Annotated in this window: 26 protein-coding genes and 1 tRNA gene; 13 read left to right on the top strand and 14 right to left on the bottom strand. The window is 38.6% G+C overall.

What is annotated here, in order from left to right; genetic code table 11:
• A partial coding sequence (locus IIB50_00985) for a hypothetical protein (GenBank protein ID MCH7529679.1) occupies nucleotides 1–808 on the top strand: 808 nt, incomplete at its 5' end.
• Here IIB50_00985 and IIB50_00980 read toward each other — a convergent pair.
• The 4 genes from IIB50_00980 to rpmH are packed head-to-tail and all read right to left on the bottom strand — an operon-like array spanning nucleotide 805 to nucleotide 2,570.
• Complete coding sequence (locus IIB50_00980; GenBank protein ID MCH7529678.1) at nucleotides 805–1,308, bottom strand: KH domain-containing protein; 504 nt, start codon at nucleotides 1,306–1,308, stop codon at nucleotides 805–807. The two genes, IIB50_00985 and IIB50_00980, sit on opposite strands and share 4 nt — an antisense overlap.
• A complete protein-coding gene (locus tag IIB50_00975) occupies nucleotides 1,305–2,036 on the bottom strand; it encodes a membrane protein insertase YidC (protein ID MCH7529677.1) in 732 nt (243 codons plus the stop codon). The genes IIB50_00980 and IIB50_00975 overlap by 4 nt, the downstream gene beginning before the upstream one ends.
• 49 nt (nucleotides 2,037–2,085) lie before the next feature.
• Entirely contained in the window at nucleotides 2,086–2,421 is a 336-nt protein-coding gene (gene rnpA / locus IIB50_00970; GenBank protein MCH7529676.1) for a ribonuclease P protein component, read from the bottom strand.
• Between the two features lie 14 nt (nucleotides 2,422–2,435).
• Entirely contained in the window at nucleotides 2,436–2,570 is a 135-nt protein-coding gene (gene rpmH / locus IIB50_00965) for a 50S ribosomal protein L34 (protein ID MCH7529675.1), read from the bottom strand.
• A gap of 237 nt (nucleotides 2,571–2,807) precedes the next feature.
• Here rpmH and dnaA point away from each other — a divergent pair, with 237 nt between their 5' ends.
• The 3 genes from dnaA (at nucleotide 2,808) to IIB50_00950 (ending at nucleotide 5,795) form a co-directional block, all read left to right on the top strand.
• Nucleotides 2,808–4,166 carry a chromosomal replication initiator protein DnaA gene (gene dnaA, locus IIB50_00960; GenBank protein ID MCH7529674.1) on the top strand — a complete coding sequence of 453 codons (1,359 nt, stop codon included), beginning with the start codon at nucleotides 2,808–2,810 and terminating at the stop codon, nucleotides 4,164–4,166.
• 260 nt (nucleotides 4,167–4,426) lie between these two features.
• Complete coding sequence (gene dnaN / locus IIB50_00955; protein MCH7529673.1) at nucleotides 4,427–5,524, top strand: DNA polymerase III subunit beta; 1,098 nt, start codon at nucleotides 4,427–4,429, stop codon at nucleotides 5,522–5,524.
• 7 nt (nucleotides 5,525–5,531) lie between these two features.
• A complete protein-coding gene (locus tag IIB50_00950) occupies nucleotides 5,532–5,795 on the top strand; it encodes a hypothetical protein (GenBank protein ID MCH7529672.1) in 264 nt (87 codons plus the stop codon).
• Nucleotides 5,796–5,806: 11 nt separating this feature from the next.
• Here IIB50_00950 and IIB50_00945 read toward each other — a convergent pair whose 3' ends face one another.
• A complete protein-coding gene (locus IIB50_00945) occupies nucleotides 5,807–8,308 on the bottom strand; it encodes a PBP1A family penicillin-binding protein (protein ID MCH7529671.1) in 2,502 nt (833 codons plus the stop codon).
• A gap of 109 nt (nucleotides 8,309–8,417) precedes the next feature.
• Here IIB50_00945 and IIB50_00940 point away from each other — a divergent pair, with 109 nt between their 5' ends.
• The gene (locus tag IIB50_00940; GenBank protein ID MCH7529670.1) at nucleotides 8,418–9,626 is read left to right on the top strand and encodes a tyrosine--tRNA ligase; all 1,209 of its coding nucleotides are present in this window, start codon (nucleotides 8,418–8,420) and stop codon (nucleotides 9,624–9,626) included.
• A 267-nt stretch (nucleotides 9,627–9,893) separates the two neighbouring features.
• Here the strand turns inward: IIB50_00940 and ruvC are convergent, their stop codons facing one another.
• From ruvC to IIB50_00920, 4 genes are all read right to left on the bottom strand, one after another.
• Entirely contained in the window at nucleotides 9,894–10,394 is a 501-nt protein-coding gene (gene ruvC / locus IIB50_00935) for a crossover junction endodeoxyribonuclease RuvC (protein MCH7529669.1), read from the bottom strand.
• A gap of 3 nt (nucleotides 10,395–10,397) precedes the next feature.
• Nucleotides 10,398–10,928 carry a YebC/PmpR family DNA-binding transcriptional regulator gene (locus tag IIB50_00930; GenBank protein ID MCH7529668.1) on the bottom strand — a complete coding sequence of 177 codons (531 nt, stop codon included), beginning with the start codon at nucleotides 10,926–10,928 and terminating at the stop codon, nucleotides 10,398–10,400.
• 13 nt (nucleotides 10,929–10,941) lie between these two features.
• Complete coding sequence (ruvB, locus tag IIB50_00925; GenBank protein MCH7529667.1) at nucleotides 10,942–11,976, bottom strand: Holliday junction branch migration DNA helicase RuvB; 1,035 nt, start codon at nucleotides 11,974–11,976, stop codon at nucleotides 10,942–10,944.
• A gap of 216 nt (nucleotides 11,977–12,192) precedes the next feature.
• Nucleotides 12,193–13,911, bottom strand: a complete 1,719-nt coding sequence (locus IIB50_00920; GenBank protein MCH7529666.1) for a type II/IV secretion system protein — start codon at nucleotides 13,909–13,911, stop codon at nucleotides 12,193–12,195.
• Nucleotides 13,912–14,044: 133 nt separating this feature from the next.
• On the opposite strand from IIB50_00920, the gene IIB50_00915 reads away from it, so the two are divergent.
• The 5 genes from IIB50_00915 to IIB50_00895 all read left to right on the top strand — a co-directional run bounded on the left by IIB50_00915 (nucleotide 14,045) and on the right by IIB50_00895 (nucleotide 18,787).
• A complete protein-coding gene (locus IIB50_00915; protein ID MCH7529665.1) occupies nucleotides 14,045–14,437 on the top strand; it encodes a hypothetical protein in 393 nt (130 codons plus the stop codon).
• A 99-nt stretch (nucleotides 14,438–14,536) separates the two neighbouring features.
• Nucleotides 14,537–14,986, top strand: a complete 450-nt coding sequence (gene tsaE / locus IIB50_00910; GenBank protein ID MCH7529664.1) for a tRNA (adenosine(37)-N6)-threonylcarbamoyltransferase complex ATPase subunit type 1 TsaE — start codon at nucleotides 14,537–14,539, stop codon at nucleotides 14,984–14,986.
• Entirely contained in the window at nucleotides 14,979–17,396 is a 2,418-nt protein-coding gene (locus IIB50_00905) for a hypothetical protein (protein ID MCH7529663.1), read from the top strand. The genes tsaE and IIB50_00905 overlap by 8 nt, the downstream gene beginning before the upstream one ends.
• A 10-nt stretch (nucleotides 17,397–17,406) precedes the next feature.
• Nucleotides 17,407–18,123, top strand: coding sequence for a hypothetical protein (locus tag IIB50_00900; protein MCH7529662.1), 717 nt, complete (start codon nucleotides 17,407–17,409; stop codon nucleotides 18,121–18,123).
• 82 nt (nucleotides 18,124–18,205) lie between these two features.
• Entirely contained in the window at nucleotides 18,206–18,787 is a 582-nt protein-coding gene (locus IIB50_00895; GenBank protein ID MCH7529661.1) for a cell wall hydrolase, read from the top strand.
• 232 nt (nucleotides 18,788–19,019) lie between these two features.
• Here IIB50_00895 and IIB50_00890 read toward each other — a convergent pair.
• Together IIB50_00890 and IIB50_00885 are read right to left on the bottom strand one after the other, a co-directional pair.
• A tRNA-Lys gene (locus tag IIB50_00890) sits at nucleotides 19,020–19,092 on the bottom strand.
• A 75-nt stretch (nucleotides 19,093–19,167) separates the two neighbouring features.
• A complete protein-coding gene (locus IIB50_00885; protein MCH7529660.1) occupies nucleotides 19,168–19,569 on the bottom strand; it encodes a DoxX family membrane protein in 402 nt (133 codons plus the stop codon).
• Between the two features lie 47 nt (nucleotides 19,570–19,616).
• Here IIB50_00885 and IIB50_00880 point away from each other — a divergent pair, with 47 nt between their 5' ends.
• Nucleotides 19,617–20,117: a TrmH family RNA methyltransferase gene (locus IIB50_00880; protein MCH7529659.1), complete on the top strand. Its 501-nt coding sequence runs from the start codon at nucleotides 19,617–19,619 to the stop codon at nucleotides 20,115–20,117.
• Here IIB50_00880 and IIB50_00875 read toward each other — a convergent pair.
• From IIB50_00875 to ruvA, 3 genes are read right to left on the bottom strand one after another with little or no spacing between them, the layout of a single operon-like run.
• Nucleotides 20,114–20,971 (bottom strand): hypothetical protein, encoded by an 858-nt coding sequence (locus IIB50_00875; GenBank protein ID MCH7529658.1) that lies wholly within the window; start codon nucleotides 20,969–20,971, stop codon nucleotides 20,114–20,116. The genes IIB50_00880 and IIB50_00875 overlap by 4 nt on opposite strands.
• 31 nt (nucleotides 20,972–21,002) lie before the next feature.
• Nucleotides 21,003–22,283: a UDP-N-acetylmuramoyl-L-alanyl-D-glutamate--2,6-diaminopimelate ligase gene (locus IIB50_00870; GenBank protein MCH7529657.1), complete on the bottom strand. Its 1,281-nt coding sequence runs from the start codon at nucleotides 22,281–22,283 to the stop codon at nucleotides 21,003–21,005.
• Nucleotides 22,280–22,855, bottom strand: a complete 576-nt coding sequence (gene ruvA, locus IIB50_00865) for a Holliday junction branch migration protein RuvA (protein ID MCH7529656.1) — start codon at nucleotides 22,853–22,855, stop codon at nucleotides 22,280–22,282. Before ruvA ends, IIB50_00870 begins: the two co-directional genes overlap by 4 nt.
• A 93-nt stretch (nucleotides 22,856–22,948) precedes the next feature.
• Between ruvA and IIB50_00860 the strand changes: the two genes are divergently transcribed.
• Together IIB50_00860 and IIB50_00855 are read left to right on the top strand one after the other, a co-directional pair.
• Entirely contained in the window at nucleotides 22,949–23,212 is a 264-nt protein-coding gene (locus IIB50_00860; protein ID MCH7529655.1) for a 30S ribosomal protein S20, read from the top strand.
• Between the two features lie 158 nt (nucleotides 23,213–23,370).
• A partial coding sequence (locus IIB50_00855) for an adenylyl-sulfate kinase (protein ID MCH7529654.1) occupies nucleotides 23,371–23,667 on the top strand: 297 nt, incomplete at its 3' end.

The following is a 23,667-nucleotide window of genomic DNA, read 5'->3' as shown; positions in this document are numbered from 1 at the left end:
TGAGGATAGTGGTGAAAACATAGAGAGTTTTTATGCCGAAATCACCAGTATTGAAAATGTGGAGGAACAATCACTCGTCGGGACATTTCTCAAACGAAACATTCACGCTATCACTCTTTCCCAATCGGGAGAGCAAATTTTTTACCTCACTGGGACTATTGGAGACACTGTTGGAACAATCGCTAACCCAAACGGGAAGCAAAGTTCTAAGGTGTTTTTCTCACCACTTTCTGAATGGACATTACAATGGACAAGTGGTAATACTATTGCTTTTACCACAAAACCGTCTGCTGCCACTCTTGGATATCTGTATTTTTTCAACAAAAGCTCAAAGGTGTTTGAAAAAGTGATTGGTGGGAAAAATGGACTGACAACCCTCGTGAGTCCCGACAAACAATCTTCATTATACTCAGAAAATGTTAGAAACAGTATTACTTTTGGGGTCTTAGATATAGGTGCAGAGGAAGAAACAACGCTACCGGTGACAACGTTGCCAGAAAAGTGTGTATGGAGTATCAATGAGGAGTATGTGGTGTACTGTGCAGTCCCAGACAGTATGATGGGAAGGGAATATCCAGACCGTTGGTACCAAGGTCTGGTGTCGTTTTCAGACAGTATTTGGAAAATAAATACTAAAACGGGAACAGCTGATATGATAATTGAACCTGGGCGTGAGGTTGGGCTAGAAATGGATATAATAACCATGATGCTCACAAATGATGAAAAATATTTGCTGTTTATAAACAAAAAAGACTCCATTCTATGGAGCCTGCGTTTGGGAGAAATGCTACCAACAAGCAATAATTAGGTTATAGAATCACTCATTTCACTATATTCTCTTCCTTTTCTTTCTTCTCTTCCATATTTAAGAACTACTCTTCTCAATTTTCCCACACCCGATGACTCAGTTGAGATTTCGGGATCATCGGTAAACATACTATGAATAATCATCCGTTCATATGCATTCATAGGAGTCATTTCAACATTTGATTTGAACATACGAGCCCTGTCAGCTAATATTGTTGCCTGATCTCGTATCCGTTGTATTTTCTTCTGGTAATACCCATTTACATCAAGCAGAAACTGCATCTCGCTTTCTTTTTCTTGTTTCTTACCCACCATCCGTTTGATTATATGATTGAGTGCCCGGAGATTTTCTCCGTTGTTTCCAATAAGAACTCCTGAATGCTCTGTTTTTATAAGAAATACCAAACGTATATCATCTTCAATAATCTCAACGGTATCAAAACCAATAGTGAGATTGTTTAAAAATTCCTCAATTAATATTTTAGTGTGTTCATTATTCATTGAATGTGCTTGTTTTTGATGGTTTTTCTTACAAACAACTCCTGTCCGATAGCAAACAGATTACTTGTTGTCCAATAAATTGCAATAGCTGCCGATATTGCATATGAAACAAAAAACACTATAAACGGCATGACGTAGCGCATTTGCATATGAAAGCTCCGCGCCAAGTCATCTTTTAATGTTGGATTTGTAGGCCTCTCTTTCATTGGGGGGAGTGCGAGCTTAATCTGAAAATATTGAGTTACCCCAGCAAAGAATGCGATAACAATATTCCGTGCTGATACATCAATAAAACCGAGAAAATCCATGTTTACCAAGCTAGGTTTTGTCACAAATGAATATAATATACTGGTGTCAATTTCAGGGAGTCCTCCTTTGAAAAACACCCAATAAAGACCGAAAATAATGGGAATTTGTATTAGTATGAGCAGAAGCCCAGAAAATGGGTTAATTCCATTTTCCTTATAGAGTGCCATTGTTTTGCGTGCCTGCTCTTGTTTGTCTTTCTCGTACTGCTGTTTGATTCTCTTGAGCTCAGGTTCAAGTAATTTCATTGAAAGCTGTGTTTTTACCGCCTTTATTGAAAGTGGAAAGAGCACTAATTTAACCACTATGGTGAGTAGTATGACCGCGATTCCGACATCCGCAAAGGGTACCACTGATATGAGAAAAATCAGCCCGTTATAGAGTGGTTCATAAAAAAAAGTGTTAAAAAATGAGATCATCACCCCATTCTAGCTCAGCTTGCGGCATTGTTCAATGCGCGCATATTCTACCTCATGATAAGACCCTTCCTTTCTTTAAAAGTTGTGTAATATTGTTTTTTAGTTCAGAAAAAGACAGTTCTGAAATTCCTTTTTTCATAAAAAAAACTGCACTGAATGGTTTTATTGTGTGCAACTCTCTTACAATATGTCTTCCTCTCCTTTTAAGTGTGTTTCGTATTACTGCACTCTTTTCAACTTTTTTAGATACTACAAAAGAAAAGGAAGATTGTTTGTTTTCTGGAGAGAGATGTAATACTAAAGAAAGGTACTGGGTTTTATAGGTGTTTCCTTTATGCAAAATAGTGGTAATTGCTTTTCTCCGTATTGTTTGTGCCACCTTAGGCATGAGAGTGGGGGGGATTAGACAGCGAGCGCTGCTCGTCCTTTATTTCTCCTTCTTTTTATTGTGTTCTTACCACTTGTTGTTCTCTGTCGTACAAGAAAACCGTGGGTTCGCTTTCTTTTTCTTTTTTTGGGTTGGTATGTTTTTGACATATTTGTAGAAAAAATATTGTGGTGTAGATTATTCTTATAACATCTAAATACATCTTTGTAAATAGGTTGTTGTTGGGTTTAGTTATTCACATATTATTAACATGTTATTAACATAATTTTTTATTTTTAACAAGTTTAATAATTTTATATTACCTATATAATAGTAGTCTGCTAATCAATGCCCTTATATAACTGATAGTGTATTTATCTAATATTATTGAGTAGTTTAAAAACATAATGGATAACAAACAATTGTGGGAAAATGTGCTTGTTGATATAGAACTCAATATATCAAAAGCGAATTTTAGTACGTGGTTTAAAGATACTCATATAACTAAATTTGATGCTGGGGTTGTCTATCTTAATGTTCCAAATGAATTTGTTAAAGACTGGCTCTTTAATAAGTATCACAAATTTATTGTAAAAGCACTTAGAGGATTCTCGGAGGGGGTTCGTGGACTTGAGTATGTTATTAAAAAAGATGAAAAAAAGAAAGATGAGAGTTTGGGTAGTGATATAAAATCTGGAACTGTAATTCAAATAAATGGTGAGTTGCCACTTCAAGATTATTATATAAATAAAAATGACAATTTAAATCCACGGTACACATTTGACACTTTTGTTGTTGGTGCTTTTAACGAACTGGCTCACGCTGCGGCGCAGGCTATTGTTCAAAAACCTGGCATTGCATACAACCCTTTATTTATCTATGGAAATGTTGGCCATGGAAAAACACATTTAATACAAGCTGTTGGAAACCAGTTAAAAAAACTTTACAGTGGTAAAAAAGTGTATTATGTGACTTCGGAAAAATTTACTGTTGATTATATTAATGCGGTGCAAACAACAAAAGTAAATTCATTTAAGGAAAAGTATCGCCAGTATGATGTATTGATAATGGATGATATACAATTCCTATCTAATAAAGAAAAAACACAGGAGGAATTGTTTCATTTATTCAATGCGCTGTATGATAATAATAAACAAATTATCTTTTCATCAGACAGGCATCCAAACTATATCCCAAATCTTGAAGAGCGGTTAAAATCCCGCTTTGCTGCTGGTATGATAGTTGATATCCCTCAACCGGAGTATGAATCTAGAATTGCTATTTTAAAATCAAAAACAAAACACAGTAATTTTCTATTATCTGATGATGTTATTGAGTTTTTAGCGGTAAATATACAAGGTAATATTAGAGATTTAGAAGGTGCTCTTAACTCGATTATTTGCCAATCTCAATTAAAAGGGAAGGTACTTACTATACAGGAGATAAAGAATTTAATAAAAAATAACGCGAAGCCTAAAAAATCAATATCAGCAAAAGATGTTATTAAAAAAGTAGCTGACTTTTATAATATTGAAGAAAACAGTATTTACGAAAAAACAAGAAGAAAAGAGGTGGTGAAACCACGGCAAGTGATAATGTATATTTTAAGAGAAGATTTTAGTATTTCATATCCTGCTATAGGTGAAAAACTTGGTGGTAGAGATCATACAACAGTTATTCATTCATGTGAAAAAGTTAGAAATGAATTGAAAGTTGATAACACACTTTCACAAGAACTAAGTCAAATACGAACATTAATAGGTTGATAAATTGTTAATACTATGAATAAAAAATGTTAGTTATTATGTTGGTAAGGTGTTTATTTTTTTGTAAAAAGTAGTAGTTATAAACAAGTGTATATGTAGTGTTGATAAAAATTATTTTATATACACAAAATAAACAATAGTTATAAACATTTTATTAAAAATATTTTCTTCATAATATGATTAGTAATAAGGATTTTTATACTTATTAACATAAAACAAGGAGTATAATAGTAATAATAAAATTATATAAATATAAAAATATGAAAGTAGAGTGTGTAAAAGAAAGTTTAGTAAATACCATTTCAACAGCAGAAAAGATTAGTGGAAAAAATCTTACACATCAAATTTTAAGTTGTATATTACTAACAGCAAAAGGAAAAAATTTAACCATTAGGACAACAAATCTTGATTTAGGTATTGAAATCACACTACCAGTTAAAGTAATAAAAGAAGGTACAGTAGCAGTCTCTGGTTCAGTGTTGTATAACTCAATATCAACAATACAAGGAGATGTGGTTGAACTTGAATTAATTGGAGGGAATTTATCTGTAAAAAATAATACCGGAAAAACACTTATAAAAACTCACAATAATAATGATTTCCCAACAATCCCAAAAGTGAAGGGAGATGTAAGTTTAAAACTAAAAAAAGAAGGTTTTTTACAAGGAATACAATCAGTGTGGTATAGTGCTTCACCATCAACAATAAAACCAGAACTATCAAGTCTTTATATTTACTATAAAGACGGAAATATGGTGTTTGTAGCAACTGATTCGTTTAGATTAGCTGAAAAAACAGTTATAGTTGGATCTATAAAAGAGTTTAACCCTATTTTAATACCTATTAAGAATATACCTGAAATAATTCGTGTATTAGAACAATCAGATGATACTTTTGAAATAACATTAAGTAATAATCAAATAGCGTTTGTGTTTGGTAATATATACCTAACATCAAGAATTATTGATGGTACATTTCCTGACTATAAACAAATAATACCAAAAATTACCACTACTGAAGTTATAGCACTCAAACAGGATTTTTTACTCACACTAAAACACACAACTATATTTTTAGATAGATTTAATCAGGTTGGTTTTAATATTAATAAAACTAAAAAACAATTATTTTTAAGTTCTAAAAACTCAGATATCGGTGAAACAAACACATCACTTTCTACAACAATAACAGGAGATGATTTGGATATAAATTTTAATTTAAAATATGTGTTTGATTGTTTTCAATCAATACATTCAGACAATATATCACTTTCTTTTAGTGGTTTAAGTAAACCACTAATTATACGAGGGGTTTCAGATAATTCGTTTTTGTATTTAGTGATGCCAATGAATAAATAATTTTGAAATGTTCAATATAGCAACATATCTAACCAAATTTAAAAATATAATCCCTCCAAATGCATTTATTAAAGAGGAATGCTCTAAGGTGGTTAATGATGAGTTGGGTGTAGAACTCTCTGGTGATGAAATTAATGTGCAGAGAGGGGTTGTGTATATAAAAGCAAATCAAATAATTAAATCAGAAATTCTACTCAATAAAAATAAGATTTTAGAAAGGTTAAATTTAGAATTAGAAAAATATAATAGAGTTGTGCAAGATATTAGATAAACTGCACTTGTTTACAAATCAACTTTAAATATTGTTTGGTATTCTCCTTTGTTAAATACAGCATCATACCCAATAACTTTAATAGTGTTTTTGCTAGAAAGGCCATCCAAGTTATTTGGTGTAAATGATAGTGAGAATGGATTTGATTTAGATGATCCAACAAATACTCCATTTATAAAAAAATCAGTCTTAGTAAGAGGATATCTACCTGAACTTTTTGCAAATATTGTAATAGATTCCCACCTACTATACACAGTATTTGTATTAAGGTTTGTGATGCTCATTTGAGGACTTAGTTCAGGGAGGTGGATGTCATCATATTCAGTTGGTATTATCACTTCTTGATCAAGATAACTATGCTTTTCTTTCCACTCCTGAACAGTGTATTCCCACAATTCAAATTGAGAATCCTTTTCAGGGTGTGTGGGAACATCACCACGAGGGTTTTTCTTATTTATCCAGTAGAGAATTGAATGGATCTCAGGAACCACCAAATCTGTTTTTACCTCATCTGGAGTATGTACTGTTGCGAGTTTTCCAGAAATACTGTCTATGGTGTATGAAACTCCTCCCCGCCAGAGACCTTTCAGCACTGGTTTTAATTCATCTCTGTTTTCTTCTTTTGGTTTTCTAAATCGTTCATCATTTATAACACTGAGTGCTTCGTGCATAAACTCATTCCATAACGGTGTGATGATAAAACCAGCAACTCTCTTTTCCATTGAACTATTATCATTATTTCCAGCCCACGCTCCAACCGCTAAATTTGGTGTGTATCCAATTGTCCAAGCATCTCGATAATCGTTTGTGGTACCAGTTTTAACCGCAACATCTCTTTGTGCAAAATACAGTGGTGATCGTGCTCCAAACGCAGGAGTTCGTGCATTATTGTCAGAGAGAATGTCCGAAATAATAAGCGCGGTATTTTCAGACAATACCCTCGATGGACGTTGCCTATACTCTTCAATAATATTTCCATTACTATCTTCAATTTTTAAGATTCCAACTGGGGTATTTCTAATACCCTCATTTCCAAATACTCCATAGGCACTCGTGATATCAAGTAGTGATACCTCACCACCCCCAAGAACCAGCGTAAGTCCATAACGATTTGCATCAGTCAAACTCTCTATTCCCATATCTTTTGCAACACGCAATGAATCAACAAGACCGGCCAGGTAAAGCACTTTAACTGAAGGTACGTTGATTGACTGAGCAAGCGCATCTCTGAATGTTACAGGACCTCTGAAAATATTGTCATAGTTAACTGGCGAATAACATCCATCTTCACTTGAGAGGTCATCTGGTTCACAGTCAACCTGAAACTGCGTTCTAACATCAAAAACGACCGTTTCAGGGGTATATCCTTTATTGAATGCAGTTGCATACACAAATGGTTTAAATGCAGAACCCGGTTGACGGTGGGCAAGAGTCACATTAAAATTTCCGTCTATATTTTCATCAAAATAATTCCTAGACCCAACCATAACAAGTATTTGACCTGTTTTAGGATCAATCGCAATCAACGCAGCGTTTTCAGCATTGAACTTTTCTTCATTTTCGGTTGCGTATCGTAGTACTATCTCCTCTGCTTTTTTCTGAAGATTATAATCGAGTGTTGTAGTAACTTTAAACCCCTGTTCTTCAACTGCTCGTTTGCCATACTTTTTTTCTATATATTCTCTGACAAAAAATACAAAATGTGGAGCCAAAATACCCTCATCACGTTGAGGTTTGAATTCAATCTTTTCTCTGATGGCCTCTCCATACTCGTCGTCACTTATAAAACCATTCTCAAGCATTTTAAAAAGCACCAAATCTTTTCTATCTTCTAGTTTATCCACATTATTTCCATACGGAGAGTAGAACGTAGGTGCCTGCGGTAGGGCAGCAAGGTATGTTGATTCACCCAAACTTAGTTCGGCAGCTGATTTATTAAAGAAATTATGACTCGCTTCTTCAATTCCATAAATATTTCCTCCATATGGAGATTCGTTGAGATAGAGCTCAAGTATCGTTTCTTTGGAGAGCTCTTGCTCGAGCTTCAAAGAGAGTGCCCACTCTTTTAATTTTCGTGATATTTTTTTCTCCGAAGTAAGAATTGAATTTTTTACCACTTGTTGAGTGATTGTTGAACCACCTTGGCTAAACTCACGTGCTCCCAGATTGACCAAAATAGCCCTAAAAATAGCGCTTATTTTGATACCGTTGTGATTATAGAAATCAGCATCCTCTATGGCTACAGTGGCATTTTTAATATGCCTCGACATATCGGATAGTGGAATAACGGTCCGCTTAGTATTTTGGTGAACGTCAAATAGAAGTGTCTCACCAGTTCGGTCATATATTTTTGTTGATTGCTCTATCTTTCTTTTCTCAAATGACTGTAAATCAGGAGTTTTGAGGGTAGCTGCCCAGAGAACCAGTGTTCCCATGGTAAAAAAACCCAACATGAGTACACCCCGCACAAGTGTTGTTTGATACCATTTCACCCTTTTTCTGTTCCCATTCATATGTAGTATATGTAATAGTAGCACAGTGCTAATGAATTAAATTTACACTGAAGCACCATTTTTAGCACAACAATATAAAAGAGGCAATAGGTGTGTTACAGTAGGGTATATGTTCGGTCTGGGAATGAAATCAGTTGATACGAGTGAGAAAAAAATCGAAGAACTTCTTACCCGCTCGGTAAATGAGACAATTCAAAAAAACACACTCAAAGAGCTTCTCAAAAGCGGAAAGCGTTTACGTGTGAAGCTCGGCATTGACCCCACAAGCAGTAATATACACTTAGGAAGAGCGGTACTTCTCCTTAAACTCCGCGATTTTCAAGAACTAGGGCACACAATCAGCATTGTTATTGGAAATGCGACTGCTGTTATTGGAGATACATCAGATAAAGAGAGTGAGCGTCCAATGCTTACTGAAGAGCAAGTAGAGGAGTATGCGGGTACCTATTTCAAGCAGATTGAGAGGGTGCTCGATATGGGTGCAGTAGAGAAAAAATACAATGCGACATGGCTCAATAAACTTACCTACAAGGAAATAGGGGAGCATGCTGACCAGTTCTCAGTTTCAGATTTTATAGCACGGGAGAATATAAAAAAACGACTCGATGCAGGCACAAGAATTTCACTCCGCGAAGTGCTCTACCCACTTATGCAAGGGTACGACAGTGTTGAGGTACAGGCTGATGTTGAGATAGGTGGAACCGATCAGCGTTTCAATCTGCTCGCAGGTAGGAAGCTTCAGGAACATTTTGGGCAGAAACCCCAGCAGGTCATGATGCTCTCTATAATAGAAGGACTCGATGGGCGTAAAATGAGCTCAAGTTGGGGTAATACCATCAATATAACTGATAGTCCGAGCGATATGTATGGGAAAGTAATGAGCCTACGTGATGATTTTATTGTTCCATATTTTATATCTGCTACACGCGTAGCAATGAGCGAGGTTAGACAACTTGAAAAGGACTTACAATCAAATACCACACATCCCAGAGATGCAAAAATGAGATTAGCGAGCGCTATAGTATCGCTGTACCACAGCAGTGATTTGGCGTTGAGTGCACAAAATGATTTTACCGAAACATTTAGTAAAGGGGGTGTACCAGCAGATGCAACAAAAATAGAAGTTCAAAAAGGAACAACACTTTATGACGCAATCTCAAGCACAGTGGGTTCCAAGACGGAGTTTAGAAGATTAATACACGAGGGCGCAGTAATGAAGGTTGGGGGAGAAAAAATAACTAACACAGATGAGGTGGTTGAAAACGATATGACGGTAAAAATAGGGAAGAGGAGGTTTGTTGCTATAAAAATAAAATAAACAAAAATACCGTGGATGCACGGTATTTTTGTTTATTGTTCATTCGTCGTAGTTTTCTATTTCCATTTCATCGTTAGGTGATTCAGTGTCTTCATCAACATCACCCACAGTTTCTTCCTCGTTGTACATAGTATTTAGATATATACTGACAAAACGTTAAACGACCTCATCCCATCGCATGGAAGTATGGGGATTTCAATATATTTTTGCAGAAAAAATAATTTTTTCAACCTCTCTCTAAATAAACTGTTGATAACAAATAATTTATTAGGTACCCATATTTCTCTCAGAAGCAAAACAGGTAAGCCCTATTGCAATAGCATCATATTCATCGTCATATTTTATAATCTTATCTATATCAATCAAATGAGAGAGCATGGCAATAACTTGTTTCTTATCTCCTCTTCCATCGCCAGTGACAGCATTTTTTATCTGAAGAGGTGTGTATTCGTAAATAGCAAGGTCATTTGACGATGCAATAAAAAGGAGCATTCCACGAACTTCAGACACCCTCATAGCAGTTTTTTGGTTGCTACCCCAGTATAGTTTTTCTATAGCAAACACTTTCGGTTTGTATTTTTGTATTATATTCTCAACTTCTTTTCCGATAGATGTGAGTCGCTGATTAAAATCCTGTTCTGCTGGAGTTTTAAAACAATTAGAGTAGATAAGTATTTCTTTTTTTCCTCCAGTTTTTGATTTTTCAACCCTTTCAATCACAGCAATACCAACTCGTTCATAACCCGGATCAATAGATAAAACCCTCATGTATTATTGTGCGTTAGTGTAGATCGCCTGAACATCATCGTTGCCCTCCAGATCATCTTTGAGCGATTCTAGCTTTTGCCTTTCACCGTCTTCAATTTCTATTGTTTCATTTGGCTTCCAGCCACTTGAGGTTTTTGTAAACGCCCATGTTGCCGAACCGGGTGCCGCAAGTTCCAATCCGTGTTCGCTCAATAAGTGTTTTATAACAGCCGCGGTTCTATTTTTACTATCCGTTAATCCTTCAACAATGAGAGCCACCCCTCCCGGACCATATACTTCGTAGGTGACTGATTCCATGGAAGATACATCACCACTTATTCCTTTTTTGACTGCGCGCTCTATGTTAATAGTTGGCATATTTTCTTTCTTTGCTTTTTCAATAGCAAACCGAAGACCCGGAGAATCGGTGTTACCATCCGCTTTTTTTGACTCGGTAGTTATCAGTTTTGAAAGCTTTGAAAACACCTGACTCTTTTTTGCGTCAGTTGCCGCTTTTTTGTGCTTAATCTTAGACCATTTATTATGTCCGGACATATTATTTAAACATTTAAAGAAGAGCGTCTTGTTTGTCTTTTGGTAAACCAAACCCAAGGTGCTCGTATGCCAATTTGGTTGCCGTTCTTCCACGCGATGTTCGTTCAATGAGTCCCATCTGGAGCAAGTACGGCTCATTAACTTCTTCGATGGTCGATTGTTCTTCGGAAGTAGAAGCGGCAAGAGTGTTAAGCCCAACAGGGCCCCCGCCGAATTTTTTTATTATTGTCTCAAGTATTTTTATATCAGACGCATTGAGTCCCAACTCATCCACCTCAAGAAGTAGTAGTGCTTCCCGCACCATATTTTTTGAGAGTGGTTTTTTGTGCACCTGCGCAAAGTCACGGCATCGCTTCAAAAGGTAGTTTGCCGTTCGTGGTGTGAATCTGCTTCGTTTTGCAATTTCCTCAAGTGCATTTTTGTCAATTTTCACTCCCAAGATTCTCGACGAGCGTTTCAAAATCTCCTCAATCTCTCTGTCATCATAATAATTGAGTCTAAATATTCCTCCTGAAAAGCGTGACCGGAGTGGAGCGGAAAGCATGGCAATGCGCGTCGTTGCCGCAATCAGCGTAAAGGCCGGCAAATCAAGCTGAATGGTTCTCGCAGACGGACCTTTGCCAATTATGATATCAAGCGCACCAGACTCCATTGCTGGATAGAGTATTTCTTCAACTGTTTTATTGAGTCGGTGAATTTCATCTATAAACAAGACATCTCCCTCTCCAAGATTGGTGAGAATCGCGGCGAGGTCACCAACTCGTTCAACTGCCGGTCCTGAAGTCACCTTTACTTGCGCACCAAGTTCGTGTCCTATCAGATGAGCCAACGTAGTTTTACCGAGACCCGGTGGACCATAAAAGAGTATATGCTCCGGTGGGTGAGAACGTTCTTTTGCAGCAGTGAGTAAAATACGCAGATTTTCTTTTGTTTTTGGTTGACCAATATACTCATCCCAACGTGACGGACGCAACGTATTGTCCAAGAATGATTCGTCTTGTTTACTTTCGGGCTCTTTTTCCAGATCTTTTTTTGTATCTCTTGACATAACTTGATTTTTATGCTAGATTTTACAGTGAAATCCAGCTCATAAGTCTCTAAGCGATTGACCTCACGGTTCATGTGATACTCATCGAGGACGACCTGGTTACACACTTGTTGTGTTTGCGGGGTTTATCCTCAGAAGACCCTATCCTCCTTTATATTATACTCTGAAGGATTGCTTAGAGACTTATGGTCTAGATTTTATACAAACCATGAATCGCTACACGCTTTTCGTGGTTTGTTTTGTGTCAATATTCTTTTGCCGACTGCCTTCTTTGAGTTCTATTACACGCTCAAGTTCCTCAAGAGAGGTTACACCTCTGAGAACTTTTAGCAAGCCGTCTTGCTTCAGACTCATTATTCCCTGGCTTAGAGCTCCTTTTTCAATATCGCGTTCACTAGCACTTTCTTTAATCAACTTTTCGATTACATCATCCATAATAATCGCTTCATATATCCCAATTCTACCCTTAAAACCACTTCCTCCACACTCATTACACCCAACCGCTTCCCACACAACACTCTGCTGTTCCGGTACGTTTTCTTTGTTGACGATTGAGGAGATTATACTATCAACGAGTGATTTTTTCTCTCCTTCAAGCGGCACCTCTTTCTTACACTTCTCACATAGTCTGCGAACGAGCCGTTGCGCCATTACAATGTTTACCGCTGAACTTATCACTTTTGGATTAACCCCAAGATCAATAAGTCTCGGAAATGAGCCCGCAGCAGTGTTGGTGTGAAGTGTTGAAAATACCAAGTGTCCAGTAAGGGCGGCGTTAATAGCAGTTTCAGCAACTTCTCCATCTCTGATTTCACCAACCATGATAACATCCGGGTCTTGCCGCAGGGTGGAGCGCAGCCCACTTGCGAAGGTATATTTCTTTTTATCAACTTGTGTCTGCACAATTCCCGGCAAATGGTATTCTATCGGGTCTTCTATGGTAATTATTTTAATTTGAGGTGTGTGAACACTCTTGAGAAATGCATAGAGGGTGGTTGTTTTACCTGAACCAGTCGGTCCAGTATTTAATATCATACCATTTGGTTTTCGTATCTCTCTCTTTAGTGCAGAAAGCAGGTTTGGTTCTATTCCAAGCTCTTCCATAGAAAGCGCAATGGTGCTTGGCTGGAGTATTCGCAGGACTATAGACTCACCGTATGCACCAGGGAGAATTGAGGTTCGTACTTCTATATTCTCCTGATCAATTTTGACGCTAAAGCGACCATCTTGTGCCGCATCTTTTACATTTAGTTTAAGTCCTGAAATAAGCTTAATTCGCGAAAGCAAGAGCCCATATGTCTCTAAATCAAACATCAAAATCTCGGTGAGTACTCCATCAAGACGGTATCGCATCCTCACATTTTTTTCCTCTGGTTCTATATGCACATCCGATGCACCAGACGCAAGCCCGCCAGCAAACACAGTTTCCAAGATACGCGAGATTCGATACGCTTTTTTCATTGTAAGTGTTTTTTGTATCAACTGTTTGATGTCCTCGAGCGTTTTAAGTTCATGTATAAGATTTCTAATTTCATCTCCAGATATATCAAGCACACCCGCTTTTGTTTTAACGGCAAACGACAGGTCTTTATATCTCTCCCATGCATGCATGAGACTATGTGATGAAGTCATGTATTGGGTTATTTCGTACTCGCGCTCTTCAAGTCCGTGGAGCACATCTGCAACTTCCTTTTTGTTTGGAGAGTGCACCGCAACTGATATTTTTTTGCCAACTCTATTAAAAACGGCAACCTCAGCTTTTCGTGCTTCAGTTTCTCCAATGAGTTGAAGTGCCTCGCTTGAAACAGCAATACGTGAGAGATCTACGTACCCAATCCCATATTTTTCAGAAAGAATACGAGCAAGGTCCTCCTCTTCTTTTTTACGAAGCTCATCTAACTTTTTATTTTGCTCTTTTTCGTCAAATTTCAGCATTTTGCTAAATAGTAGCGTTTTTTTGCGCCAAATACAACGAGACACTCGCAAACATATACCATTGACATATTAGTATTATTATGGTATCATTACACTTGGAATAACACTTGAAATTTCTACTGGAGAAATACACATGTACAAAAAACTTGTAGCATTACTCGCCTTTGCAATGCTTCTTGGCGGTTGCGTCTATGATGGCGGCGGACTTGCCATAACCCAGGATTCTGTAATTTCATTTGCAGGATCTAAAACGATAGTTACGGTGACAAATAAAACTGTTTGCCATCTGCACTTATTAAACGACGTAGGAAAAGTAATTGCAAAAATACCGAAGTATGGCATAGCAACAGTCAGGCACAGTCGTATGTCGGTCTCTCGTCGACATGACGAATTTAACCTTATAGTTGTTGCCTACAACACGAAAGGCGATCGAGTTGGGAATCAAGCTCGCTCGTTCCGTATCAACAAACGTGGTGGAATAAAGACAGTGATATGGAATGTACGAAAAGTTGGCTGTTCTTCATAGACACCAGCAGTAAGTACTGCTATTGATAGCAGATCAGAACCATGGAGCGACGAATTATCGTCGCTCCATTTGCTTTTACATTAGTGCTACAATTGGGCGATGAAAGGTGGGGGAACTATAGAAACCATAGAGAGTAGCGAAAAAATGGAACAATGTGCCGAAGAATTTGTAAAAACCATTAAATCAGGTAAAAATAACGCACATATCACAGGGCTCCATGGGGAGCTTGGTTCAGGGAAAACAACATTTGTGAAAGGGGCGGCAAAAGCATTTGGTATAAAAAATATGGTGACAAGTCCAACTTTTGTGATTGAAAAAATTTACAAGTTGGCAAACAAAGACTTTGACCACCTCATACACATTGATGCATACCGTCTCAAAAATGGTGCAGAACTTTCACATCTTGGTTGGAAAGAAATTGCTAAGGATCCTAGAAATATCATTTTTATAGAGTGGCCGGAAAATATAACTGATATATTACCAAAGAATATAGAACAACTTAACTTTACGTTTATAAACGAAAATACGAGAGAGATTGAATATGCCTAAAGACGCAAAAAAACAGAAGAAACAACTCGTACTTCTTGATGCGCACGCAATAATACATCGTGCATACCACGCACTACCGGATTTTTCTTCAAGTGGTGGGGAACCAACCGGTGCCCTTTACGGGCTTTCTTCCATGCTTCTTAAAATTGTGCAGGATCTCAAACCCGACTATTTGATTGCTTGTTACGATTTACCAGAGCCGACCTATCGTCACGAAGTGTATAAAGACTACAAGGCTGGGCGTGCCAAAGTGGACGATGAACTAGTTGTTCAACTTGAACGCTCACGTGATATTTTTAAGGCGTTTGGCATACCAATATACGATAAAGTAAGCTTTGAGGCAGATGATATACTCGGAACCATTGTTGAAAAGACAAAAGGAGATAAAAACATTGAGGTTGTAATTGCATCAGGTGACATGGACACGATGCAGCTTATTTCAGGTAAACGTGTACGTGTTTATACGCTCAAGAAGGGTATAAAAGACACTATTGTGTACGATGAAAAAGCGGTTGAAGAGCGTTTTGGATTCAAACCAAAACTTTTACCTGATTACAAAGGACTTCGAGGAGATCCGTCTGACAACATCATTGGAATTAAAGGTATTGGAGAAAAGACAGCAACAATTCTCATTAAAGAATTTGGAAGCATTGAACACATATACAGCGCGCTAAAAAAAGACGAGAAGCAATTTATAAAAGCGGGTATCACACAAAGAATCATAGGACTTCTTAAAGACAATGAGGAAGAAGCACTTTTCTCAAAAGAGCTTGCTACAATCCAGCTTAATGTTCCGATAGATTTTAAATATCCGGAAAAATCATGGCGTGACACACTCGATATAAATACGGTGCTTGAATTATTTTCCGAGCTTAACTTCAGAACACTCTCTCAAAGAGTCAAAAATTTGTTTGGTGCAAAAGACAAAAAGAATAATGAGAAATCTTTCTACAACGAAGCTATAGTGGGGGAGGAAGTGGAGGGGGAAAAAGAACAAGTAAGTGAAAAAGAACTTTCAGAAACTGCAATTGGACTATGGCTTGTTGATTCAGACATTACCAATCCCACAATGGAGGACATATTAGACTTTGCTCAAACAACATCGTTTGCAAAAGCAAAAGAAATGGTGCTCGGTGAAATAAAAAACCAAAAACTCGAAAAGGTGTATACAGAAATTGAGCTTCCTTTGATTTCTGTGATTTCAAAAATGCAGGAGCGAGGAATTGTGGTCGATCTTTCACATTTGGATAAACTTTCAAAAGAATATCACATTGGACTGGAGATTCTTGAAAAGAAGATTTATAAACATGCTGGTGAGGAATTCAACATCAATTCACCCAAACAGCTTGGTGTCATACTCTTTGATAAAATGGAATTCAGCGTGAAGAACCAGAAAAAAACTGGTACCGGGCAAAAATCAACACGTGAGTCAGAACTTGAAAAAATGAAGGAACTTCACCCTATCATTTCTGACATTCTCTCATACCGAGAACTCAAAAAACTTCTTTCAACCTATATAGACAATATTCCAGACATGGTGGGAAATGACGGGCGGCTCCACGCACGGTTTCTCCAGAGTGGTACGACAACAGGCAGAATGTCGTCACAGAACCCAAATCTGCAGAACATTCCAATACGCACCGAACGCGGCAAAAATATCAGGAGTGCATTTGTTGCATCAGACGGATATGAACTGGTGGCACTTGATTATTCGCAGATTGAACTTCGTGTAGCGGCGTTTCTCTCAGGTGATGAAAAACTAATCGATATCTTCAAGAGTGGAGGTGATATCCACGCTGCTGTAGCTTCTGAAATGTTTGGTGTGTCACCAGAGTGTGTGGATATGGAAATGCGCAGACGTGCAAAGGTAATAAACTTTGGCATTCTATACGGCATGGGAGTCAACGCACTTCGGCAGAGTTTGGGGACCACTCGCGAAGAAGCGCAACAGTTTTACAACGACTATTTCAAAAATTTTTCAGGTGTTGCGCACTACTTGGAACAGGTGAAAGCAGACGCAACGCGCCTCGGCTACACACAGACTCATTTCGGCAGGAGACGGCACTTTGAAGGACTTAGATCAAAGCTCCCATTCATCAGGGCGCAGGCCGAGAGGATGGCAATCAATGCGCCTATACAAGGGACTCAAGCCGATATCATTAAAATTGCTATGGCACTTATTGATGAATACATCGTACAACATAAACTTGAAAATGATGTGCATCTGTTGCTCCAAGTACATGATGAGCTGGTATATGAAATACGGAAAGACAAAGTAAAAGAAACCGCGACCGAAATCAAGAAAATAATGGAATCAATATTGAGCACAGAAGAGACAAAAGGAGTACCAATTGAGGTAGTTGTACACAGCGGAAAAAACTGGGGCGTACTTAGACATTTAGAAGTATAATAATCTTACTATGTTGTATGTTCTCCATGGTAGTGATATAGAAAAAGGAAAAGACAAACTCCGTGGACTCACACGAAGTTTACAGAGCAAAAAGCCTGATGCTTCTTTTTTTCGTATTGATGATGAGAGTTTTGATACAAACCAACTCACCGAGCTCATGGAAGGACAGGGGTTGTTTGAAAACAAATACATTATTGTATTCGACCGTGTATTTGCAAACGTTGAGGCAAAAGAAGTGGTACTAAAAAACCTTGCCGGCATAGCTCTATCTCAAAACATTTTCATTCTCTTTGAGGGGAAGATTGATAAAAAAACGGTTACAAGACTTGAGAAAAGAGCGGAAAAAACACAGGTTTTCGAAGAAAAAAAAGCGGGAGGAAAAGAAGAGTTTAATATTTTTTCATTAACCGACGCACTCGGCAGAAGGGACAGAAAAAATCTCTGGGTGCTCTATAGAAAAGCAAAACAGGAGGGCATATCGGACGAAGAGATACACGGAATATTGTTTTGGCAGGTCAAAAGTATGCTACTTAGTAACGGTGCTAAGAATTCAGATGATGCGGGACTCAATCCATTTGTGTACAGAAAGTCTCTGCAATTTCTCAAAAATTATACCGATGAGGAAGTGAAAAAACTCTCATCGTCTCTCGTATTCCTCTCGCATGACGCACGTAGAGGACTGCACGAATTTGACATTGCACTCGAGCGGTTTATTTTGGGAGTATAAAAATTCATCAGATTGGTGTATTGACATAGTATATGTTTATGCTACAATGAAGAGAGACTAAAGTATTGTAAGGAGAAACATAATGAACAGAACAAAAGTCCTATACAGGACTTTTTTATTTGCAGGCACTCTCCTTATAGGAATGTTTGTGGACAAGGACACGGGTGCAGGTATTGCGACAACAAGAACCATTTATTTTTTTGAAGATGTTGGTGTGTCAAAAAACTCTCTTTTTTCTGATGAAGATACTTACTGGCTATCTCGCGCGCTCTATTTTGAAGCACGAGGAGAGGTGAAGAAGGGAATAGTTGCTGTTGGTAATGTAATACTCAACAGAGTTAACCATGAAAAATTCCCCAATACCGTAAAGAAGGTTGTTACTCAAGGGGGAGAGAAGAGATATAAATGTCAATTTTCCTTCTATTGTGATGGATTGTCTGACAATCCATCTGACTCTGAATCATGGAAGAGTATTCAGGATATAGTTCTAAATACTCTACAAGGTTCACACATCGACGAATCTGATGGTTCAGTATACTATTTCAATCCGGACAAAGCACAACCGTGCTGGGGAAACTCCAAACAGTTCGTGAAAAAAATTGGTAAACACAAATTTTTCCGCTTTATATATTGGGAAGAACTTAAATCGCTCTGCCGTGCATGACTGGCAGAGCGATTTCTTATTTTTACTGTCGTCACAAGTAATTTTTCCAGCAGGAATCTTGATCCTTACAGGATCAATATAGATCATTGTCGCCACCCGTCACTAACCATTTTGCTTCAATTTCTCGCAAAATGCTAAGTGCGCTCGGCTCCGACTCGCTATCGCAGAGCGATATGCTCCGTCTCGGACAAGCGTAACAAAAAACACCCGAAGGTGTTTTTTGTTACGCTTGTCCGCCCAGCAGGACTCGAACCTGCGACCTCTCGCTTAAAAGGCGTTTGCTCTACCAACTGAGCTATGGGCGGATGTATTTTTAAATATCAACGTGGTTAAAAAACTATACCACAAAATTGAGGCAAGTCTATAAATTGAGTGATATGTTAGAGAGGTAAGTCAAATGCAAGTGCACCGGCGCCTGTTAGTAATAGAGAGACACAAATCACAAGCATGAGCACATAAAACGCTTTTGTTCTTACAGCACCCGCAAGCCCTCCTTTTCTGGCAATTGCTTTGATTGCAATGAGTCCTCCCACGAGTGCAGCAATTTGTGTCAGAAATCCAACAATAAGGAATACTCCAGCGATAATTTCAATGGCACCGAGATACCACGCGGGGGAGAACATAGAAGCCCTCCACTGATTTGCTATATCAATCGCACTGCGAGTTCCTCCACTGGTTATGCGCGCGTATCCAGATTTGAGGAGGATTACACCAACAACGATACGGAGTATAAATGGTGCTAAGAGTGACAGTACGAGCAAATCTGGGAATGGATTAAGCATTGCTGAAATTGTAGCACTAATCTCTATTCGGGTATACTATTGTGCCCATGAAAAGAATTTTGCAGAATGATAAAAAGAGCGGCAAGAAAAATGTGTTCTTGATACTTCACAACATCAGAAGTGCGTATAATGTCGGTTCAATTATGAGGACAGCCGACGCCGCTGGAGTATCAAAAATCTATTTTTCTGGCTACACACCAACCCCAACAGACCGTTTTGGCAGAGTCCAAAAAAAAATTAAGAAGACTGCGCTTGGCGCGCACGAATCAGTGTTGTGGGAACACACTACCTCAGCACGAACTGCGATAGACAAACTGAAAAGAGATGGGGTGTTTGTTGTTGCCGTAGAACAGGATAAAAATGCAGTTGATTATAGGAAATTAAAATATTCGTATCCTGTTACATTTGTTTTCGGAAATGAAGTCAGAGGACTTTCAAAACAAATAATTCTGCTGTGTGATGCGGTCTCTGTTATTCCAATGTGTGGAAAGAAAGAATCACTCAATGTTGCTGTTGCTGCCGGCATCATCCTCTTTAATGGTCGTTAGTAGCTGTAGGTGTCTACTATTTTGCCATTTTCATCGAGTAGGTGGAGAGTTTCACGGCGCTCTCTCCATAGCTCGTTTTCTCTTTTGAGAAATATACGCCACTCATCTTCAAAAAAGTCGGCGTCGTTCCGGTGGTTTGCGACACAACCGTTGTAATTAAGGTTTTTCGTAATAAACTGATTACATTGAGGAGACATAGTAAGAGGCAATGTCTCAAGCACTGCTTCGCAACGAGATAGGTCTTCAACAAAATCAAAACAAGCATCGTCAGTGGCGGGAATGCTGGAAAAATCAATGAGTTCATCTTCAGGATACGGGCACGAACGGTCGAGCCGAGGAGTAAAGTCTTGAAATTGCTCAAAGTAGCCAGTACATTTGTTGGTTCTGAACGAGATGCCTGTTGGAGATTTACCGGTTGTTATAATAACTTTTTCACTAGGCGGAAGAAAGATTGGAGTTTCTCTATTAACAGCTCCAGAGCGGGGAAGTGAAGACGCTCCACCTATACGCACACGCCGTTTTGTGATGAGGCTCTCAATATACCAGTCGGAGATGCGAATATTTTCAGAGTTATTTCTTGAGGCGCGAAGAGTGATATATTCCTCGTCGGCCAACTTTTTTCTTGGCCCGCTTCTGTCTCCGGTAAATGTTACCATTCCGGCATATGGCGAAGATTCCTCGATGTCTTTTATTGCAGGATCAGCTTGACTAATTTCACTGGGAGCGGACACGTCTCCCGATCCAAGAAATGGTTTAGAATCATCCGCACGTCCTGGTCCACCAGTTGCGACCCAAGCGATCCACAGACCGATAAGTAAGATTATGAAAAAAAAGAGATCTTCTCTAGCATCCATACGATAATAATGCGGTTACCCAACTCTTTTGTTAAACATGCTGTTTTTGTAATTCTGTGCGCGCTACATCTGAATCACTCCATGGAGTTTTTTTGCCCTTTGCTTCCATAATATATGGGTCAGTACCTTTTCCGGTTATAAGTACTACGTCCCCAGAGTCAGCTCGTTTAAACGCTTCTTGTATAGCTTGCCGTCTGTCCATTATGATTTCAGGTTTGTGATTTTTTATACCGATCGCTAGTTCATCCACAATTGTTCGAGGATCCTCGTCATATGGATCTTCATTGGTCAAAATAATATATTCACAAAACTGATCGGCAACAGCTCCCATCTCCGGTCGTTTTCGCTTGTCTCTACCCCCACCTGTTGCTCCGAGTACGCATATTTTTCGTTTGTCTTTAAATGCACCGTAGAGTTGTTCCAGTGAATCTTTCGTGTGCGCGTAATCAACAATAACATCAAACGATTGACCTTCTTCTATTTTTTCAACTCTTCCTGGGATGGTGGAAACTTTTTCAAGCGCCACTTTGATGGTTTGGATGTCTACACCTTCATTTTTGGCAACAGATGCTGCAGCGAGTATGTTGTAAATATTAAACGTCCCCACAAGCTGTGAGTGGATAGCAGTGCCATCTATCGTGAGAGTCGTGTCATTTTCATGCAGCTCAAATGGTTCTGCGTCTGTAAGAGTAAATGATATTTTTTGTACTCCACCAATATTTAAAAACTCTTTACCATAAACATCATCACCGTTTGCCACTATTGTTTTGCGGGGTTTGGAGGAGTGTCCCACCGCGTTGCGAAGTCTGAGTTTTGCCTCCACATACTTTTCAAATGAGCCGTGAGCTTCTATGTGTTCTGGAGAAAGATTGGTAAAAACAAGTGTGTCAAAATCAATAAATTTGTGGCGAAAAAATTTAGCTGCTTCTGATGTCATCTCAATAATAGCATATGAGCACCCCTTTTTTACTGCTCTGCGTAAGAAATGTTGCAGAAAGAATCTGCCGGGGACTGTCATCTTAAAAAGGTTGCGTTTTGACTCATCTCCAATCTTAAAGCGAATAGTTGAGAGCAGTGCCGTTGTATGACCCGCCTCCTCAAGAATTGCATTTATTAGCTCTGCTGTTGACGATTTTCCTTTGGTACCGGTAATGGCAATTACCGAAAGGTGTTTTGAAGGAAAACGATATATGATAGCTCCAAGCAATGCGAGTGCAAAGTGATATGCAGGTTGGAAAAACTTGTACAGAAAGCGGGGAATAAATTTCTCAGCGGTTCGGAGGATTGATTCAAGGAGAGTGGACGGTTTCATTTTACAAGCATTTTAAGTGCCTCTTTGAGTCTGTCGCTTGTCCCTACGGCATCTTTAGGAACATTTTTTAGTGCATCCCGTGCTTCTTTTGTGCCATATCCGAGAGCAATGAGTGCCTCGAGAGTATCAGCCTCATCTTTAAATGTTGTTCCTTCTGAGAGGTCAATAATCGCATCGATTTTGTCGCTGAGTTCAAGGACTATCTTCTCCGCGTTTTTCTTTCCTATACCCGAGACTTGCGTAAGGTACGAGCTGTCGCCGGCTGACACGGCACACTCGAGTGTCTCTACATCGGCAATCGAGAGTATTGCAAGAGCGGATTTTGGTCCAATTCCAGATATTGATATGAGCATTTGAAAAAACAACAGTTCTTTTTTGTCTAAAAAGCCGTACAAATCCATGGATGTTTCCCGCACCGCCAGATGTGTGAACAGACAGATGGTGCCACCTTCCTTTTTTAGTTTTTTGTTGGTTTCAGAAGTGATAAATATCCGGTATCCGACACCTACGACACTGAGCACTATAGATCCGTCCTCTCTTTGAGTAATCACCCCTTCCAAACTTGCTATCATTCCATCATAATACCCCAGAGTGGTGCCTTTTTAAAGCACAACCGCACTGTTTTTTACTTGTCTTTTAAGTGTAATTACGGTACCATGTCTCCCATGCCAATCACCAAAGGAGCGAAAAAAACACTCAGGAGCTCAAAGAAAAAGAATGTTTTTAACCTTCGCAGAAAAAGGGCTATGGCACGTGTAATAAAGGAAACCAGAAAGCTCACAGAAGCAGGAAAATTTACCGAAGCAAAGGCGCTACTCCCATCTATTTACAAAGCGATAGACAAAGCGACAAAGCGTGGCATCATAAAAAAGAACACCGCGGCACGAAAGAAGTCTCATTTCTCAACACTCCTCAAAAATCAAAAATAAATAGATGAAACTCTTTGAATTACATGGCTCTGGATCTGGAGATCCAATTGTTCCTGCTAATGATGGGGATGTTGGCAATCCTGTTGGCACAGGACATCCAGTACCATCTTCGATGAGCTCTGGAGAGTCTGACGCATTAGATGAAGCATTGTATGAATATGAAAATCTTAATTATGGGCCTGCCAGGGTCTGGAAAAACTACATTAGCAAAACTCTTAGCTCCAAAATTAAATGCTGTTTGGCACAATGCTGATGATGTGCGTAAAACAGTTCATACAGATTTAGGTTTCGAAGAGAAGGATCGTTTAGAGAATGCCCGACGTTTAAGTTTCTGGGCTGATAAAGTAGTAGAATCAGGACATTGTTGTGTTACTGATTTTATTTGTCCTATGCCTGAAATGAGAAAGATATTCAATGCAGATTTTACAATTTGGATTGACCGTATTAAAGCAGGA

This window comes from Patescibacteria group bacterium (assembly GCA_022560785.1).
GTDB lineage: Bacteria > Patescibacteriota > Minisyncoccia > Phycocordibacterales > JADFSL01 > JADFSL01.
This window is presented reverse-complemented; position numbering and strand designations above follow the sequence as displayed.

What these genes read in the sequence shown, in the direction of transcription:
- IIB50_00980 (MCH7529678.1), bottom strand. Translation starts at nt 1,308, where the DNA reads ATGAATAATGAACACACTAAAATATTAATTGAGGAATTTTTAAACAAT.
- rnpA (MCH7529676.1), bottom strand. Translation starts at nt 2,421, where the DNA reads ATGCCTAAGGTGGCACAAACAATACGGAGAAAAGCAATTACCACTATT.
- rpmH (MCH7529675.1), bottom strand. Translation starts at nt 2,570, where the DNA reads ATGTCAAAAACATACCAACCCAAAAAAAGAAAAAGAAAGCGAACCCAC.
- dnaA (MCH7529674.1), top strand. Translation starts at nt 2,808, where the DNA reads ATGGATAACAAACAATTGTGGGAAAATGTGCTTGTTGATATAGAACTC.
- dnaN (MCH7529673.1), top strand. Translation starts at nt 4,427, where the DNA reads ATGAAAGTAGAGTGTGTAAAAGAAAGTTTAGTAAATACCATTTCAACA.
- IIB50_00950 (MCH7529672.1), top strand. Translation starts at nt 5,532, where the DNA reads ATGTTCAATATAGCAACATATCTAACCAAATTTAAAAATATAATCCCT.
- IIB50_00945 (MCH7529671.1), bottom strand. Translation starts at nt 8,308, where the DNA reads ATGAATGGGAACAGAAAAAGGGTGAAATGGTATCAAACAACACTTGTG.
- IIB50_00940 (MCH7529670.1), top strand. Translation starts at nt 8,418, where the DNA reads ATGTTCGGTCTGGGAATGAAATCAGTTGATACGAGTGAGAAAAAAATC.
- ruvC (MCH7529669.1), bottom strand. Translation starts at nt 10,394, where the DNA reads ATGAGGGTTTTATCTATTGATCCGGGTTATGAACGAGTTGGTATTGCT.
- IIB50_00930 (MCH7529668.1), bottom strand. Translation starts at nt 10,928, where the DNA reads ATGTCCGGACATAATAAATGGTCTAAGATTAAGCACAAAAAAGCGGCA.
- ruvB (MCH7529667.1), bottom strand. Translation starts at nt 11,976, where the DNA reads ATGTCAAGAGATACAAAAAAAGATCTGGAAAAAGAGCCCGAAAGTAAA.
- IIB50_00920 (MCH7529666.1), bottom strand. Translation starts at nt 13,911, where the DNA reads ATGCTGAAATTTGACGAAAAAGAGCAAAATAAAAAGTTAGATGAGCTT.
- IIB50_00915 (MCH7529665.1), top strand. Translation starts at nt 14,045, where the DNA reads ATGTACAAAAAACTTGTAGCATTACTCGCCTTTGCAATGCTTCTTGGC.
- tsaE (MCH7529664.1), top strand. Translation starts at nt 14,537, where the DNA reads ATGAAAGGTGGGGGAACTATAGAAACCATAGAGAGTAGCGAAAAAATG.
- IIB50_00905 (MCH7529663.1), top strand. Translation starts at nt 14,979, where the DNA reads ATGCCTAAAGACGCAAAAAAACAGAAGAAACAACTCGTACTTCTTGAT.
- IIB50_00900 (MCH7529662.1), top strand. Translation starts at nt 17,407, where the DNA reads ATGTTGTATGTTCTCCATGGTAGTGATATAGAAAAAGGAAAAGACAAA.
- IIB50_00895 (MCH7529661.1), top strand. Translation starts at nt 18,206, where the DNA reads ATGAACAGAACAAAAGTCCTATACAGGACTTTTTTATTTGCAGGCACT.
- IIB50_00885 (MCH7529660.1), bottom strand. Translation starts at nt 19,569, where the DNA reads ATGCTTAATCCATTCCCAGATTTGCTCGTACTGTCACTCTTAGCACCA.
- IIB50_00880 (MCH7529659.1), top strand. Translation starts at nt 19,617, where the DNA reads ATGAAAAGAATTTTGCAGAATGATAAAAAGAGCGGCAAGAAAAATGTG.
- IIB50_00875 (MCH7529658.1), bottom strand. Translation starts at nt 20,971, where the DNA reads ATGGATGCTAGAGAAGATCTCTTTTTTTTCATAATCTTACTTATCGGT.
- IIB50_00870 (MCH7529657.1), bottom strand. Translation starts at nt 22,283, where the DNA reads ATGAAACCGTCCACTCTCCTTGAATCAATCCTCCGAACCGCTGAGAAA.
- ruvA (MCH7529656.1), bottom strand. Translation starts at nt 22,855, where the DNA reads ATGATAGCAAGTTTGGAAGGGGTGATTACTCAAAGAGAGGACGGATCT.
- IIB50_00860 (MCH7529655.1), top strand. Translation starts at nt 22,949, where the DNA reads ATGCCAATCACCAAAGGAGCGAAAAAAACACTCAGGAGCTCAAAGAAA.